Source organism: Rubinisphaera margarita, assembly GCF_022267515.1.
Classification (GTDB): domain Bacteria; phylum Planctomycetota; class Planctomycetia; order Planctomycetales; family Planctomycetaceae; genus Rubinisphaera; species Rubinisphaera margarita.
This window is the reverse complement of sequence record NZ_JAKFGB010000022.1, coordinates 72,494-89,210: the sequence shown is the minus strand read 5'-3', so window position 1 is coordinate 89,210 and position 16,717 is coordinate 72,494. Positions and strand designations below refer to the sequence as shown.

Annotated in this window: 12 protein-coding genes; 3 read left to right on the top strand and 9 right to left on the bottom strand. The window is 57.9% G+C overall.

Going from position 1 to position 16,717, the window contains the following annotated elements; genetic code table 11:
- The first annotated feature begins 406 nt into the window (after positions 1-406).
- Positions 407-694 (top strand): hypothetical protein, encoded by a 288-nt coding sequence (locus tag L1A08_RS21635; RefSeq protein ID WP_238758676.1) that lies wholly within the window; start codon positions 407-409, stop codon positions 692-694.
- Between the two features lie 4 nt (positions 695-698).
- Here the strand turns inward: L1A08_RS21635 and L1A08_RS21630 are convergent, their stop codons facing one another.
- Together L1A08_RS21630 and L1A08_RS21625 are read right to left on the bottom strand one after the other, a co-directional pair.
- Positions 699-986 (bottom strand): PadR family transcriptional regulator, encoded by a 288-nt coding sequence (locus L1A08_RS21630; protein WP_238758675.1) that lies wholly within the window; start codon positions 984-986, stop codon positions 699-701.
- Between the two features lie 213 nt (positions 987-1,199).
- Positions 1,200-2,732, bottom strand: a complete 1,533-nt coding sequence (locus L1A08_RS21625) for a 2-isopropylmalate synthase (RefSeq protein ID WP_238758674.1) — start codon at positions 2,730-2,732, stop codon at positions 1,200-1,202.
- A gap of 440 nt (positions 2,733-3,172) precedes the next feature.
- Here L1A08_RS21625 and L1A08_RS21620 point away from each other — a divergent pair, with 440 nt between their 5' ends.
- Positions 3,173-5,134, top strand: coding sequence for an acyl-CoA dehydrogenase family protein (locus L1A08_RS21620; protein WP_238758673.1), 1,962 nt, complete (start codon positions 3,173-3,175; stop codon positions 5,132-5,134).
- Positions 5,135-5,307: 173 nt separating this feature from the next.
- On the opposite strand, the gene L1A08_RS21615 is transcribed toward L1A08_RS21620, so the two are convergent.
- From L1A08_RS21615 to L1A08_RS21585, 7 genes are all read right to left on the bottom strand, one after another.
- Positions 5,308-5,754, bottom strand: coding sequence for a TadE/TadG family type IV pilus assembly protein (locus L1A08_RS21615; protein ID WP_238758672.1), 447 nt, complete (start codon positions 5,752-5,754; stop codon positions 5,308-5,310).
- 84 nt (positions 5,755-5,838) lie between these two features.
- A complete protein-coding gene (locus L1A08_RS21610) occupies positions 5,839-7,029 on the bottom strand; it encodes a VWA domain-containing protein (protein WP_238758671.1) in 1,191 nt (396 codons plus the stop codon).
- A gap of 40 nt (positions 7,030-7,069) precedes the next feature.
- Entirely contained in the window at positions 7,070-7,513 is a 444-nt protein-coding gene (locus L1A08_RS21605; RefSeq protein WP_238758670.1) for a TadE/TadG family type IV pilus assembly protein, read from the bottom strand.
- Between the two features lie 174 nt (positions 7,514-7,687).
- A complete protein-coding gene (locus L1A08_RS21600) occupies positions 7,688-8,233 on the bottom strand; it encodes an HD domain-containing protein (protein ID WP_238758669.1) in 546 nt (181 codons plus the stop codon).
- Between the two features lie 176 nt (positions 8,234-8,409).
- Positions 8,410-10,797: an efflux RND transporter permease subunit gene (locus L1A08_RS21595; protein WP_238758668.1), complete on the bottom strand. Its 2,388-nt coding sequence runs from the start codon at positions 10,795-10,797 to the stop codon at positions 8,410-8,412.
- Between the two features lie 149 nt (positions 10,798-10,946).
- A complete protein-coding gene (locus tag L1A08_RS21590; protein WP_238758667.1) occupies positions 10,947-12,941 on the bottom strand; it encodes a redoxin domain-containing protein in 1,995 nt (664 codons plus the stop codon).
- 11 nt (positions 12,942-12,952) lie between these two features.
- Positions 12,953-13,636 carry a CPBP family intramembrane glutamic endopeptidase gene (locus tag L1A08_RS21585; protein ID WP_238758666.1) on the bottom strand — a complete coding sequence of 228 codons (684 nt, stop codon included), beginning with the start codon at positions 13,634-13,636 and terminating at the stop codon, positions 12,953-12,955.
- Between the two features lie 199 nt (positions 13,637-13,835).
- Between L1A08_RS21585 and L1A08_RS21580 the strand changes: the two genes are divergently transcribed.
- On the top strand, positions 13,836-16,703 hold the full coding sequence (locus L1A08_RS21580; protein WP_238758665.1) for a DUF1549 domain-containing protein: 2,868 nt from the start codon (positions 13,836-13,838) through the stop codon (positions 16,701-16,703).
- Positions 16,704-16,717: the final 14 nt, after the last annotated feature.

The window sequence follows — 16,717 nt, the reverse complement described above, 5'->3', positions numbered from 1 at the left end:
CTGGCGAAAGCGGGCTCTGCCATATGTCCGGGTGTGAGGGCGGTTTCACCGGAACCCTGATATTCGCCGCAGACAGACCGGTGGCCCTGTTTGGTCAACTCGTCTGATCGCAGGCAATCCCACATGAGAGAATGTGTGCAAAAGCCGCGCGCCATCTGGAGAAAATGGGGGAGCGGTACGGGCCGTTCCGGCTGTGCCGGTGACTCCGGTCGCGGGAAAACGGGGAACGATTCCGAATCGTAGCGACGATATCAGAGAGTGCCGCTGGACAACATCGCGGAGCCCCGTCTCCCTGAGAAAGTCGAGCGCTGACACTCTCAAGAATGCGGAGAGCAGCTGCTCTCTGTGGACCGGTTCTGAGCCTCTCCGACGTCTGCCGGCGTCGTCGATCCCGAAGGAGTCCCCGTTGAACTCAGTTCTTCCCTGCACCTGGCCGGAATTGAAGGATCACATCCATTCCGCCCTCTGCGAGAAAGAAAACCTGATTCCCGAGCAGTTCCCTCTGGACGCACAGCCGATGCATCGAGCGGATCGCTTCTGTGGATTCGCATTCACGCTCTTCGGGCCCCGCCAGATCCGTCTGAATGCGATCTGGGCAGCCGATGTGAACACCGTCTACTTCTACGATGCCCGAGGCGTGCGTTACGAATCGTTAAAGTTGCCACAGATCGTGGCTGATGTTCCGGCAGCGTGACGGGCTACCAGGTCTGGACAGCCTGCTTCATGAAGTTCAGCTTCTCTTTGAAGACTTTCTTGCCCTTGGCTGTCGCGCGGAACTTCTTGCCAGCCTTGTTCGACTTGATGCTGCACAGACCTTCTTTGCCGAGTCGATCGAAGTACGTGTAGAATGAACTTGTGCTGGTATCCCAGCCGTATTCATCCCGTAGAACCTGGCGCAACTCCGTGCCTGACTTCTCTCCATCAGATACTAGGCCGAGCAGAACAAACTGCACGTCGCTCAACCCCCGAGGAATGTTGTGGCTCATAAGCCCTGGCTGCTCCAATCTCAAAATGTCTGGCCCGCGCGTGTTTAGGTCGGCATAACTACTGAATACGCGAGTACACTGCAAGGGATACGGCCAAAAATTGGCACTCCCCTCAAGTAGACTCAATGGTCGCATGTGACAGTGTAAACGCGATCCGTATCTATATCATTCAAAACGATCAAAGAATAACAGATCGCATGGATAGTGTCAGCCTTACTCACTCTTTGTCTGATGTTGTGCCATGGCTTTGTTAAGACTCTGTAAATAGGCCACAGCGGCGGCTTCAATCACATCCGTACTGATGCCCGTCCCGTGGTAGGTTTCCGAGCCGTGCTGGATGGTCACGTTGACCTGACCCAACGCATCTTTTCCGCTGGTCACGCTGCTGACTTCGAAATCGGTCAACGTCGCCGAAAGTCCGACGACACGCTCCAGGGCCACGAAGACGGCATCGATGGGACCGTCGCCTGTCGCGGCGTCTTTGCGGATTTCACCGTTCTCGTGCTGCAACTCAATTGTCGCGGTCGGAATGGTGCCCGTACCGGCTGACGTGTGCATACGAACCATCGACCAGGTTTCGTGAACCTGATGTGTTCTCTGTTCTACCAGGGCAACGATGTCGGAGTCGTAAACTTCCTTCTTTTTATCTGCCAGCGCGATGAAATCATCGAAAACTTTTCTGAGTGTCTCGGGATCCGGATTGTAGCCGAGTGACTTGAGCCGATCCTGAAACGCGTGGCGGCCGCTGTGCTTGCCGAGCACGAGGTTTGTTCCGACAACGCCGACATCTTCGGGCCGCATGATTTCATACGTCGTGCGTTCCTGGAGCATGCCGTGCTGATGAATACCGGCTTCGTGTGCGAACGCGTTCTGCCCGACGATCGCTTTGTTTCGCTGCACCTTCATCCCGGTCACGCTGGAGACGAGGCGGCTCGTCGGAACCAGTCGAGGCGTGTTGATGTTCGTGCGGACGTTGTAGAAGTCCGAACGGGTGCGGATCGCCATTACGATTTCTTCGAGCGAAGCATTCCCCGCCCGTTCTCCCAGACCATTGATGGTACATTCCACCTGGCGGGCTCCGGCTTCCACAGCGGCCAGAGAATTGGCGACCGCGAGACCGAGATCGTTATGGCAGTGCGTGCTGATCACAGCCTTCTCGATGTTCGGCACCTGAGTCTTCAATGTGCGGATCACGTTGAAGTAATGGCTCGGCGTGGCATAGCCGACCGTATCGGGAATGTTGACCGTCGTCGCGCCGGCATCGATTGCGGTTTCAACGACCTGACAGAGGAAGTCGAGTTCGGTGCGGGAAGCGTCTTCCGGAGAGAACTCGATGTTGTCGCAGTAGTCGCGGGCCCGGCCCACCATCTCGGCTGTTCGACGCACGATTTCCTCTTCCGCCATCTTCAGCTTGTACTGCATGTGAATGGCTGAGGTGGCGAGAAAGACATGGATGCGGGAGTTCTTCGCGTGCTGCAAAGCTTCCCAGGCCCGGTCGATGTCTTCGGGTCGACAACGGGCCAGTCCGCAGATTGTCGTCTGGTCGCCGTACCGTTCCGCGATTTTCTTCACGGCTTCGAAGTCGCCCGGAGAAGCGATCGGGAAACCGGCTTCGATGATGTCGACACCAAGCTCGACCAGCGCGCCGGCGACTTCCAGCTTTTCGCTGATGTTCATGCTGCAGCCGGGCGATTGCTCGCCGTCGCGGAGAGTCGTGTCGAAAATACGAATGACGTCGTCACTCATCGGAAGGTCCTTCATGCCGGTTGTCGGAAAGGAAGCCGCTGAAATCGAGACCGTTTCTATCCGTCGAAGCGGTCTCACGAAACAAAAAAAGCCCTGAGACAGAGGGTGTCTCAGGGCTTAAAAAGAAAAGCAACTACGTAGCCTAAGACGTCCCACCTAAGATTGGGGTTAGTAGTCCGCTCAGGCCAAGGAGGCTGTTCGAGGTCGCTTGATTCATACAAACACGGTAACCACTGCCGGAAGCGTCGTCAAGTACGCTCAATGTTCCGGAATCTGATTCAGAAGAATGCCGCAACCCGCTGTTGCTCAGCCTCACATCCGTCCCGACAGCACGCCCGGGGCAAAGGTTCGCGGAAATGATCTCACCAGACACTCCCCGCTCTGGTACAATTGCATCAATGAACGTTGATGGTCCGCCGCGTCTCGAGAGGAGAGCAGCCATGTCGACACTGAATCGAGATCCCGAGAGCAAACCCCAGACACCGCAGTCGTCGGCTGGTCCCGACAGGTCTGCTGACGAACAGTCGGCCACCTTCGTGGAGACCGCGCTGTTACTCAGCGGGAAGTCTCAGGAAGAAGCGACCAAGACCGGGACGATCGACCGAGCCGATGACGAAGTCGAACTTCTGTTCGCGCCGGAGTATCAGACAACCAGGAGTCCTGTGCATCGCGCGGTCTGGGATCAGGACTTTCCGGTTGAACTGTTTCGGTCTGAGCCGATCTCCGCGGATCCGGAACTGGAACGCCGCTTTGAAGCCTGCCTTAACGTTGTGCGCGAACATCAGAAGAACGGAACGCATTACAACGAACAGGGCAAGATGACCGACGCCCTGCTCCAGGATCTGGGAGAAGCCGGTTACTGGGGGTTGCTCGTTGACCGCGAACATGGCGGCAGCGAGGTACCGTTCCAGTTGTTCGCCCGCTTCCTCAGTCGGATGGCGACGGTAAATCCGACCGTGGCCGGATTGGGATCGGTTCACGGCTGCATTGGCGCGGTTGATCCCGTGATGACATTCGGCACTCCGGAACAGAAGCGGAAGTTCCTGCCCGATCTGGCCTCCGGTCGCCGACTGTCGGCCTTCGCGTTGACCGAGCCTGGTGCAGGGTCCGATCTCACGGCGATGAAGACGGAAGCCGTGCTCGAAGGCGACCATTATATGGTCACCGGCGAAAAGCTTTTCATCACGAATGCGGTGCCGGGACGAGTCATAGGACTGGTTTGTCGGATCGAAGGTCGTCCGGCCGTCTTGATTGCTCAGTTGCCCGAGGAGGAGAATGAGCACTTCCAGATGGTCAATTATGGCCTGTATGCGCTCGCTCACTCCTACAACAACGGCTTGAAGTTCAACCGACTTCCCGTGCCTCGGGAGAACCTGTTGCACATCGAAGGGGGCGATGGGTTAACGATCGCCTATCACGGATTGAATCGCGGACGCGTGGCGCTGTGTGCGACGGCTGCCGGAACGATTCGTCTCATGCTGGCCAATACGCTCCCCTGGGCCGCCTATCGGGAAACGTACGGGCAGCCGATCGAGGAGCGTGAACTGGTTCGCCGTCGGCTCGGTCTGATGTCTGCCTACATCGTAGCTTGTGACGCGATGGTCGAATGGTGCGGCAGCCTGCTCGATCAGGGGTACCGGGGCGAGATGGAGTGCATTATCGCGAAGATCTTCGGCAGTGAAGTGCAGAAGGAAGCCGCGATTGAATTGTTCATGAAAACACACGGCGGGCGATCGTTCCTGAAAGGGCATCTGTTCGGCGACAACGTACACGAGTTTCTCGCCCCGTGTATTTACGAGGGCGAAGGCGAGATGCTCGGCATGGCCTTTATGAAGTCGCTGATCAAGCAACACGGCAAGGCCTTTTATGAACCGATTGGCAAGGCGTTACAGGAGGCGGGAATCAAGCAGCCGAATCCGATGAATCCGTCGCATCTGATCGCCCTGCGCCAGGCTGCTGTGCCGTATGTGAAATGGCGCGTCGGAGAAGCCTTCAACTGGGGAGCCTCCCCGCATTTCGGCCCCCTGCCGGACGCCCTGGCCCACCACGTGGATGAGGCGGGCGATCGGATTCAGCATACCCGCATCGACGTCGATAATCTGATGCGAAAGTTCCAGCTGGCTCTGGCGGACCGCCAGTGTGCGATGGCCGATCTGTCCCAGCAGATTCAGGATCAGGTTGTCACGATGGTGACGTGTCTGTATGCGGCTCGCACGGAAGATCCGTTGATCATCGCATCAGCCGATGTTCTCTCGCAGTTGCTGCAAACGCGGGCCCGCGGCCATCGTCTCGATGGAAAGTTCTTCAAGACGGTGACTTCCCTGGGCAAACAGGTTCTCGATCAGCACGGCCGCCTGACGGGCGGCATCGATCCCGAACCGATTCTCATGCCCTACAAGTAGAGAGTCCACTCGCGGGGGTGAATGGGATATTGTATTCGGCGGCATCTTGTCGCCGGATACACTCTGACTGGACTGATCGCTTGAGAATCGCGCGTGGACGGTCCCAAAGAGCGTCGACGCTCTGATTCGAAACCGCGTTCAATCGGCGGCAGAACGCCACGAAGAGGTCGTGATTATTCGCTGGTGACGTACTCTCGGCTGAGCGTGCACTCGCGTTCGACGTAGGCGCCCGTCAGCACTTTGGGAGTGACCCAGGCATTCACGGCGAGCGGCAAACGAACCTTCACGGTGACTTCAGCGGTTGCATTGGTGATGACGAGCGGCGTGACCGTGATGGTGGCGTTTTTCAGGCTCAGCTTATCGAGTTCCGCCTGAGCAGCATCTTTCGTCTTGCTGGATGTTGCTCCGGGAATTGAACCTCGGCGTGCGCCTTCAAAGGCGGCCTGTTCGGTGGCATGGGCAATCATGTAATAGCGACAGAAGTCGAGAGCCGCGAAAAAGAGCGTGAACACAATCGGAACGGTGATCGCAAATTCCACCAGCGCAGCGGCTCGACGGGAATCTGCGGAAGCTCGTCCAGAGATTCGTCGTCGGCAAACGTGGCTGCGGCGAGAGAACATGCCGTCCATTCCTTACAGCAAATTACGTGAATGAGTGACCGTTTTGCTCCTGCAAAACGTCTGCAGTCGAATTTTCAATTTGCTCTAGTCAATGAGTACGATCGGGAGTGAGCCCGCCAGTTCTTCGAAGGCGTCTTTTAACTGGGCCTGATTGGTAGCGCTGTAGCTCTTTCCGCCGGTCGTCGCGGCGATGTTTGTCATGGCCGACTGATTGTCTACCGATACAAACGAAACCGTATGAATAGTGATGTCGGCCGCGGCTGCATCCTGAGCCGAGAGAATCGGATCACGTCCGGTGTTCCACATTCCGTCGGACATGAGGATGATTGTTTTGTAAGCCAGCGAGTTGGTGCTGCTGTCGGTCAGCATGTCGATGGCGGCGTCGAGTCCGGCAGCCATGTTCGTGCTACCCATCATGATGTCGCTGTAATGAGCCTGAATCTTCCCGTTAACGTTGTCGATCTGCTTGCCGAGAGGAAGTTCCACTGTCACCGCCTGGAACTTCCGGCCGCTGTGCGGCCACCAGGCCCAACCCAGCGTTGTGTCGGATCCCCATGTAATCAAGCCGATGTCCGGCTCAATATTCCGATGCTGAATCTTGGTGACGAACGCCCGGATCGCATGGTCCAGGTAGGCCCAGCGGCTGTTTCCGTGGTGAGGCGGCGTGATGTAGCCTGCCGGATATGAGATGCTTCCTGGATAAGACCAGTCGGCTCCACTCAGGTCGAAACACATCGAGTGTGATCGGTCGATGCAAAGCACGATCTCGTGAATAACGTTCGCGGCGATCGACGTGTGAGTTGGGGTGTAGTTGTTGTTTGACAGATAGCGGGCAAAGAACAGCGGCACGGAGGAGTTGGCCTGTCCGTCGAGTCGCAGAGTCACTTTCATGGAGTTATAAGGAGTCTGGTTAGCCTGAAAGGCCCAGTTCCCGTTTGTTCCGGCGACGACTTTGCCGAAGATGATGTCGTTGTTGTTGAACGCCATCGTCTTGCCAGCCACTTTGTTGAGCGACAGGATGCGCTTCGCGGTGGTTTCGGCTTTGGACTTGTCTTCCGTCCGCAGCAGGTTTTCGACACCCGCTTTCACGGAAGCATCGGCTGCGATTCGGACTTCCGTTTTGACCAGCTGCATGTAGGCGACGTCGACGGTGAAGACGACGGCGATCATGAAGACAGTGATCATCGCGGCGATGAAAACGATCATCGCACCGCGGCGGTTCCGCTGCATTCGCATCTGCTCAAAGACACGCTGACTCTGCGAGATGATGTTCATGGTTGTGCTTTCGGAGAATCGCTATGGTCGCGATTCGCAGTTAGTCGCCCTGACGAGTCACATAGATCGTCGTGTCGAGCGTCTTTCCGTTGAAGAACGACATCGGAAGATTGAAATTGGAATCGGTAACAACCGAGGCGGTAATTGCGATTTCCGTCCCCGCTTTCGTCCCGTCGTTCAGACTCGGACTGACCGAAATACTCGCCCCATTGATTCCTTTGGCGGTCATCAGTTCGTTGAATCGGGCGGTGACTTCGGACGTTGTCGAGCTGCCTCTGGAGGCCAGCTTGGCCGCTTCGTAACCGCAGATCGAAAGATCCTGCTTCAGATGGACGAACTCAGCCGTTTCGATTGAGCCGAAAACAAGCAGAATGAGGATCGGCAGCGCAATGGCCACCTCAACCGTCGCTGTTCCCACGCGATTGACGAATGGACAACGGGATCGCGGTCGCTTCGGTTGTCGAGAGAGGCTTCGGAATCGCATGACAGAAGTTTCAGCATCCAGATACAGACTCTGCACGGCACCTCGCCGCTGCAGGAAAAGATACGCCGCTTGAACCGTAGTTCGCGCTGCGGGTCCTGCTGCGGAAATCGGCGCGGAATTCAGTCCATTCCCTGCCTCAGAGTCCGGCCTTGGCGATCCTGCCGATGAAAGCGATTATGCCGATCGAATCAGCCTGAGCTTCTGTCGAAGAATGTCGGCGGCCTTCTGCACCGCGGGCGGGTCGTCGGGGTGAACCAGTTCCAGAGCCCGCTCGGCCGTCTTGCAGGCCCGGCCGCACATTCGTTCATCGAGGGCGTCGCCGACGTTGTCGAGGCAGTCGGCCAGTTTGATCAGACGGGCTTTCCAGGAGGCCCGAGCGATCTGGGCATGGTATTCGTCTTCGCGGCGTTTCTCCGGGAGACGGCCATCCTTCGACATGTCGGCGACAAGCTGGGCGACATCCGGGCCGAAGTGATGGGCGATGCTGTCGTAGTCTTTCGTCGTGTCCTCTATCACATCGTGCAGGGCTGCTGCGGCCAGAATGGTTTCGTCATCGACGCCGAACGTCCGGCAGATGATCGTCATCACCCGTAGGGGATGAGCGATATACGGAGTGGTCCCGTCTTTCCGCATCTGTCCTGCATGAGCTCTGGCTGCGTAACTGATTGCCTGATCCAACACCGCAAACTCTCCTTCAATTCGATACCACTGGACCTCCATTTTAGCAGCTTCTCCAAAGAGCGGCACCCCCCGTTTCGACGCCGACAGCCCAGAGCGATTCAACCCAGTTTCGTAGCGGCGGCAGCTTGCCGCCGAAGAGACGCGGCTCGGAGTTTCGACGCGAAAAAGTTCCTGACACGCCCATACGGCGGCAGGATGCCGCCGTTGGAATTCACTCACGTTGTGGTGGAGGCGACAGCGGGAGCCTGATCTTCTTCTGGAGTCGCTTCCATCTGCGTGGCGGGGAACTTCTCCGGCAGGAAGTACGACAGAAGAGCCGGGAGGAAGATCAGATCGGCGAAGAGAGCCGAGCCGATGGTCAGGGCGCCCATCGCGGCGAAGATCCGCTGGTCGCGCATGTCGCTGAGCAGCACGGTTGTGAAACCGACGAGCAGAACGACGGTAGTGAGAATCAGAGCGGTGCCGGTGCTCGTGAAGGCTTCGGAGATCGCGGCATCACGCGGAGCTTCCTTCCAGCTTTCCCGGAAGCGGGTCAGGAAGTGAATCGTGTCATCGACGGCGATTCCCAGACAAACTGTGAAGGCACACACACTGGCGATCTCGAGCGACTGTCCCGTGAAGACCAGGAAAGTGGCAGTTACGGCGAGCGGGAAGAGGTTCGGCACGACAGAGATCAAACCAATCCGCAGAGACTGATAGGCGATCGCCAGCACGATGAAGATAATCACTGTGGCGCTACCCAGGCTGGCCGCAAGATCGACGACGATCTGGTACAGGTTTTCCCAACGCCAGACAGCCGATCCGGTGAGGTCGAAATTGAAGGCGGGATGTTCGGCCTGAAGCTGCGTCAGACCCGCTTCGACTCTCTCAAAGACCGGACCGTATTTCGCGATGCCGAGATCCTGCACACGAAAGTTGACTTCAGCGACACGGCGTTCCGGTTCGTAGAATGCTCGCTTCAAGGAGGCCGGCAGCAACTGGACGAGCGGCATTCGATCGGCCGGATCGCCGGAACCGGGCAGGACGTCGACAAAGTTCTGCAGCGAGATTGGGCTGCCAATCAGGGGTTCCTCGTCAAGCAGATTGTCGACCGCCGCGATCACGGTGAGGATCTCCGGATCGTTCAACTCCAGTGAATCGTTCCAGGTGATGCGAACCGACGACATCTCCAGCCCGCCGAAAGCGACATCCATATGCTTAATCGCCTGCACCGCTTCGGATGATTGTGGCAGGGCATTGGCCCGACGTTCGTCCGGGCGAAGCGTAAACGAGATCAACGACAGGACGACGGTGCAGACGATCGCAGCAAACGCAAACTTGCGGGTGTGTCCCAGGACGTAGGCAATGACGCCGCTGATTCGCTGAAGATTCCGGTCGATCAGTCCCCGTTCATGCCCTTTGTGAATGTTCCGACCAAAGCGGGTCGAACAGATGAAGGGGATTGTCAGGACGACCGAAAGGAACGTGAGGATTACGCCGATCACACAACACATGCCGAACTCGCGCACGATTTCGTGATGCGCCAGCGACAGCGAACCGAAGCCGATGGCGGTGGTTAACGAGGTAAGTGCGCAGGCGAGCCCCACGCTGACAATCCCGTTCCGGGACGCTTCACGAACGCCCAGGCCGCTCGCCCGCTGCTTGCGGATCTCGACCATGAGATGAACGCCATCGGTCAGGCCGACCAGACTCAGCAGCACCGGCAGGATGATGTCGTTGAAGGGGTTGTCCTGGAACTCGAAGAAATGCAGGATGCCCAACGTCCAGAAGACGCCGAGTGCGGGAGCAAGCGAAACGATGAATACGGCCCGGATCCCGCGGAACAGTACGACCGCCATCGCCAGAATGGTGCCGTAACCGATGAGCTGGTACTTCATCCGGTTCCGCTCTTGAGATTCAATGAACGTCAGGTAGCTGGGGACCTTGCCGGTGACCATCACGTCGAAATCGTTGCCGGGGATTTCTTCGACGGCAGCGAGGACGGTTTCTTTGAGTCGCTCGGTGACGTCAGCATCTTCGGTAACGAACAGCCAGTCGAGCTTGAGCATCAGCAGAAGCGTGTTGCCGTCTTCGGCCAGAAGCTGCCCGCCGATCAGCGGATGATTGACGGCTCGCTCGCGGGCTTCATCGAACTGCCGCTGCGAGGCCCGGGAGTCGGGAAGCATGGCGTCACGGAGGCCAAAGATGTTGAGCACTGGAGCTTCATCGAGCCACATAATGCTCCGCACAGTTGGCAGGTCATTGAGAGCGGCGACGGCCTGGCGAATGGCGCGCGCACCGTCCGGTGTGAAGAATTTCTGGGACTTCACGACCAGGATCACATCCGCATCGGTGATGCTCACCGCGTCGACATCGGGAATCTGATTGCGTCGTTCCTGCTTCTTCTTTGCTTCTCGGTCTTCTTTCTTCTCGACTTTGGGGGGAGGAGCGGCGACCTGTTCTTCAGCGACTTCGGCTTCAGGAGCGGGCTTGAAGAGATCCGTCAGCGTTTCCGGCGACTGGTAGCCGAGAATGCTCAGGCCCGTCAGTACGGCAATCAGGAAGGCAACCACCAGCGGATTGTCGACGGTGCTGCCGAAGATGCGATCAAAGAGTCGAGTCATTGCTGGCGCATTCGTCCGTGAAGTCTAAAATGAAAACGAAGGTTCATCGCAGGTTGGATGTCACCCCAGCAACACCAGGGTCACCGAGGGCCTTGTCGGAGAGTCCCGGCGTCTCTCGGCTTCGGCGTGCATAGTCGTTGGGATCACGATCACAGAGCCGCGGAGGCATTGGCGAGCTTCTGGATTTCTTCCCGGTCGAGGTGGGAGTTATTGTCGCGGTCGAAGTTCTTGAAGGCGAACCGTTGCATCGAGGTCGGAAGTTCGTCGCGTTTCACGATTCCGTCGCTGTCTTTGTCGAATCGTTTGAAGAAGTCGTCGACGAATTCTTTGACGCGATGTTCACGGGCCAGGTCGACCTTCTGCGGCGTCTTCGTGGGTTCCGGATCGGCTTCGGCTCCGCGCTCAAAGGCGACTTCGAAGAACGCGATCGCCATTTCCTCGGAACTCTGATCCCCCCACGTGACGAAATCGTTCGGGTTCGGATTGAACGGGTTGTTCTCTGAGTTATCGAACTTGCAGACAAACGAGAGCTTGTCGAGACCTTTCAGTGGTCGCGGCGTCGCCAGTTCGTAGACGTGCTGCCAGTTGAAGTCGTAAGCCGGCACGTCGAGCAGAACCGTCTTCTCGTTGCCTTCGTGGGCAAAGACGCGGCAGGTCTTGCCGCGGTAGTGCATGTGCGGTGCGATCGCCAGAATGTGACCCTGTCGCGGTAGTTGACTCAAAGAGCCGGAGACCGGATGGTCAGCCGCGTGGGGAGGAATCTCGAATTCCGAATTGATCGCGACCAGCGTCGCCACTTCGTGGGTCACGTTCTTTTCCTCTTCGAAGATCAGTCCGATCTTCGTCAGGTCGCTCTGGGCAATTCCGTTTGGCGTGTAGTGCATCTGGAAGACGAGCTGTGACCCGGCCGGAACCCGGCGAGCGTAGCCCGACGGCATGGCGACCGATCGTTGTCCCGGGACATATGCCGCGATCCAGCCGAGGCCGCGATACTTCTCTCCGTCAGGCGGGCGAACGAACACGATGCAGTGATGCACGACGGCTCGATTGCCCGGCAACACCTGAGCGGCGGTGATCCACTTGTCCTCTTCAAACTGCGGATCGACGACGTAGTACTGGTATTCCACGAAGCCCTCGCTGGGGACATCGAACGGCTTGCGATGCATATCAAGAACGACGTCGGGGGGCTTCGGCAGACTCCAGCCTTCAACGTAGGTTTCGGGTTCCGGCAACTCTTCCGCATTGCCGAACGGCATCCCGCCATTCACCCACTCCTCGAGCAGAGCCTTCTCTTTATCGGTCATGCGGCGTTCGTTGGCGAAGTGATTGATCCCCGGGTTCGCGTGCCATGGCGGCATTCGTCCCTGATCGACCACTTCGAGGATCATGTCACCCCAGCCGACGACTTCATCGAAATCGGTCAGCGCGAACGGTCCAATGTCTCCCGGACGATGGCATTCGACGCAATGCTTCTGCAGAACAGGAGCGACATCGCGGCAGTAGGTGAGGTTGGTGGTGATTTCTTCGGCGTAAACCTTGCCGATCAGGCAGCCGACCGCTTCGGTCCTGGCGACCGAAACTTCTTTACGGGAGACGATTTCCTGCAGGGCGAGCTTCAGGTCGTCTCGCGTCGGAGCGGGCTTCACGATGCCCGGCAAATACTGATCGTCGATGCGGCCCCGATAGCGAACCTTCCCGACGGCATCGAGGACGATAACTTCCGGCGTCCGTTCGGCTTCAAAGTGATCGGCAATGCGGTTGTCGTAGTCTTTGGCGAACGGAAAGCTCAGCTTGTGAGCCTTCACGTATTCCGTCACATCCTCCAGGGAATCGTGCAGATTGCTGTTGAGTCCGATGAACTGGACCTGGTCACCAAACTCCTGCGACATCAACTGAAGCCGTGGTCCGTACAGGCGGGCCAGCGGGCATTCCGAGCCCAGAAAGCAAAGGACAGTCACCTTGCCCGGAGCCGCGAGAGGGATCTCGACGGTCTTGCCATCGATCCCGGGAAGCGTGGCGGTCGTTTTCTCTGATTTAGTTGCGGGTGCCTTCGCGGCGTCCTCGGCTCGAACGTCGGCCATTGGCAGACAGGCCAGAAGAGCGACGCAAATCCAGGAAAGTGAAGTCTGGATGTGAAAAGACATGGTGCTTCCGTTTACCATTCGAACGATTCCTGCTCAGGTTCCTCGGGTTCGGTTTCGGCCGGTTGCGACTTGCGGACGTCGTAGACGATGACCAGAAACGCGAGATAGTCGTAGAACGCATGGGCGACGATCGGCGTCACGAGATTCCGTTCGCCGGTGATATCGAACATCAGCCCGAAATAAGCTCCCGCAGCCGCGGCAAATACTGTGTAGGTCCAGGTCACGGCGTGCATCAGACCGAACACGACGCTGCTGATTCCAAGGCCCCAGCCGTAGCCGAGGTAGCTTTCGACCCAGGTCATGAGAAATCCGCGGAACAGAATTTCTTCGCCAATGCCAGCCAGCAGGGCGAGAAGCGCCAGCTCAAAATGCGTGCAGCGGGCCAGCAGCCGGCCGAGCGAATCAAGCACGGTCTGCTGGATTTTCTGGACCGAGTCGATGGGGAGCTGTTCGATCCCGAGAAACAGAACGAAGAGCGGGATCGCGGCGGCGATTCCGTAGCCGACGGCCTGCCACGTGAAGTGGGCGTGGACTGTCGGCTGGACTGAGAACAGCCAGCCGAGAATCATAGCGACGACGAGCAGCGAGAATTCGAACAGACCCGCGCTGGTCAGAAATTCGTTCCGGTTCTCAAACTTCAAGAAGCTGACTTTCGTTTCACAGTAATGCCGGTTTGAACACGTCAGATCGTTCATATTACCGGGTTCTCGAACGGAAAGAAAAGGTGACGGAACCTGCCCGCTTCACTCGGACTACCCCGCAAGTGCGGCCGCGGATGCACAAACCTCCACAGAAACCATAGAAAACTCTTTGCGCCACTGATGATATGCTTTAGGATCTATGTGTTCTGGCTCGCGCTATTCCCGCCCCTGAGTCTCACTCCCGGTACGCCCCATGCCCGCACAACTCCTGCGAATCGTCTGCGGCCTGGCATTTCTTCTTGGCTCTGTGAGCCATGGTTACGCCGAGCAGAGTGAAGTCGAGTTCTTCGAGAAAAAAATCCGTCCAGTGCTCGTTAAGCACTGCTACGAATGCCATTCGGCGGAAGCGGACGCTGTGAAAGGCGGTCTTCTGCTCGACAGTCGGGAAGGTTTGCTGACGGGTGGCGATTCCGGACCTTCACTCGTGCCGGGCAAGCCAGCGGAGAGCATGCTGATCGAGTCGCTGAAGTACGAGAGCTACGAAATGCCTCCCTCGGGCAAGCTTTCGGAGGAAGTGATTCGCGACTTCGAACACTGGATTCAGACGGGAGCCATCGATCCCCGTCAGCCAACCGAACGCAAACCGCAGGCTGGCATCGACTGGGAAGCGTCCCGACAGTTCTGGGCCTACCAGCCGCTGCAGCACGATGAACATCAGGATCTTTCGACGAGGCACGTGATCGATCATCTGCTTGAGGAGAGACTCTCCGAAGCCGGGCTGACCGCGAATCCGTCCGCCGATCCCGAACGACTCATTCGTCGGCTGTACTACGATCTGACCGGATTGCCGCCGAGTCCGGATCAGGTGATGGAATTTCTTAACGATCCGACGCCTCAGCGCTGGGCGGAAACTGTCGATCGGCTGCTGGCGACGCAGGAATACGGCGAACACTGGGGGCGTCACTGGCTGGACGTGGTCCGATATGCCGACTCCAACGGCAACGACTTCAATGCGACCTTCCACAATGCCTGGCGGTATCGCAATTACGTCATTGAAGCCTTCAAAGACGACAAGCCGATCGACGAGTTTTTCCGCGAGCAGTTGGCGGGAGACCTGATGCCGGCCGAGTCGCTGGAAGAACAGCGGAACCAGCTGATCGCGACCGGCTTCCTGATGATCGGTCCCAAGATGCTGAGCGAACGGGACAAGGAGAAGCTCGAATTCGACGTGGTCGATGAGCAGATCGACTCCATGGGCAAGGTCTTCCTCGGGCTCGCTCTGGGTTGTGCCCGCTGCCATGATCACAAGTTCGATCCGGTGCCGACATCCGACTATTACGCGCTGGCCGGCATCTTCCGTGGGACCCAGGTGCTTGATGGGGAAAGCCAGAAGTATGTCTCCGACTGGGTGCGGCGGGAACTGCCTGTTCCGACCGAACAGCGGAAAGCCTGGGAGGCTCATCAGAAGCAGCTCTCCGAGGTCACTTCGGCGAACAAAAAGCTTGAGAAGTCAATCAAGAAGCTGGAGCAGGAACTCTCTGCCCTTGAAGAGTCCGCGAACTCGATCACCATCGATACCGACCAGGCCGAACTGACCGGGAACTGGACGGAGTCGACCTATTCGCCGAACTTTGTTGGCAAAGGATACATCCACGACAATCAGGAAAAGTCGCTGAAGACAGCGACCTTCCGAGCCACGATTCCCGAAGCCGGGACCTATCGCGTTCTCTTCGGCTATCCCGGCAGTGCCGGGCGCGATGCCAGAGTTCCGGTGACGATCCGTCAGGACGGGCACGAATCGGTGGTGCACGTCGACCAGACGAAGCCGGCTCCGATTCGGGAGATTTTCTTCGAACTGACTCAACTCGACTGCGAAAAGGGACAGCAGGTCGAAGTGATGATTTCGAATGCCGGCACGTCCGGATATGTCATCGTCGATGCTGTTCGTCTGGTCCCGGTTCAAAGCGAAGCGGCGACGCCGGAAGTGAAAGCCGAATTGACCAGCCTTCGGGAGAAAATCGATACTTTCAAGAAGCAGCTTCAGGATAGCGAAGCCGAGCTCAAGACGCTGAAGAGCGACGCGCCCGCTCCGCTTCCCAAAGCGATCGCGGTCAAGGATGTCGAGGGATGTGACGACTGCGAAATTTTGATTCGCGGCGACCATCTCAACAAAGGAGAAAAAGTTCCCCGCGGCGTGCTGAAGATCATCAGCGGAGAGCAATCGGTCATCGAGAATCCTCAGGGAAGCGGGCGGCTGGAACTGGCCGAATGGATGACCAGCGAAGCCGTCCCTCTTGTCGCCCGGGTTTATGTCAATCGCGTCTGGATGTATCTGCAGGGCGAGGGAATTGTTCGCTCGGTTGATAACTTCGGAGCACTCGGCATTCCGCCGACGCACCCGGAATTGCTCGATGTACTCTGCCTGCGGTTCATTGAATCGGGCTGGTCGACCAAGCAGCTGATTCGCGACATCGTGCTTACGGAGAGTTACCGCCGGTCCACAGCCGATGACTCGGCGTCGTACGCGGTTGATCCGGAGAATTTGTTGCTCTGGCGGAGCAATCGACGTCCGTTGACCTCCGAAGAAATTCAGGATTCCCTCGCGATCTACCGGGACTCGTTGAACCTGGAGATGATCGAGTCGACCGTGTCGCAGTTCGGCACGCTCGTCGTGAACAACTCGAGCAGTTCGAAGGACGCCGAGCGGTCCAGTTACTATGCCGCATATCGCTCGATCTACTGGCCGGTGCTGCGCAGTCAGCTGGAAGATCTACGCGTGCTGTTCGATTTCGCGAATCCGGAAATGGTGGTGGGCAAGCGGCCGCCCACAAATGTGCCGGCTCAGGCGCTCTTTTTGATGAACCACGATCTGACGCGGCAGACGGCTGGCGAACTTGTCGATCGACTTTTCGACGAGCATGGAGTTGGATCCTTCACGATTCTCAATGACTTGTATCTGTCGATTTACGGACGACTTCCGACTCCGGCCGACGATGAACTGGCCCGCGGTTATATGACCGAGCGGCTGGCCGGCAGCGCGGAGCCGGACGATGTGCGGGCGGCCTGGACCGACTACGTGCAGGCGATGTTCGCCTCTACTGAATTCCGTTACCTCGACTGATCAGTTCAACTCCC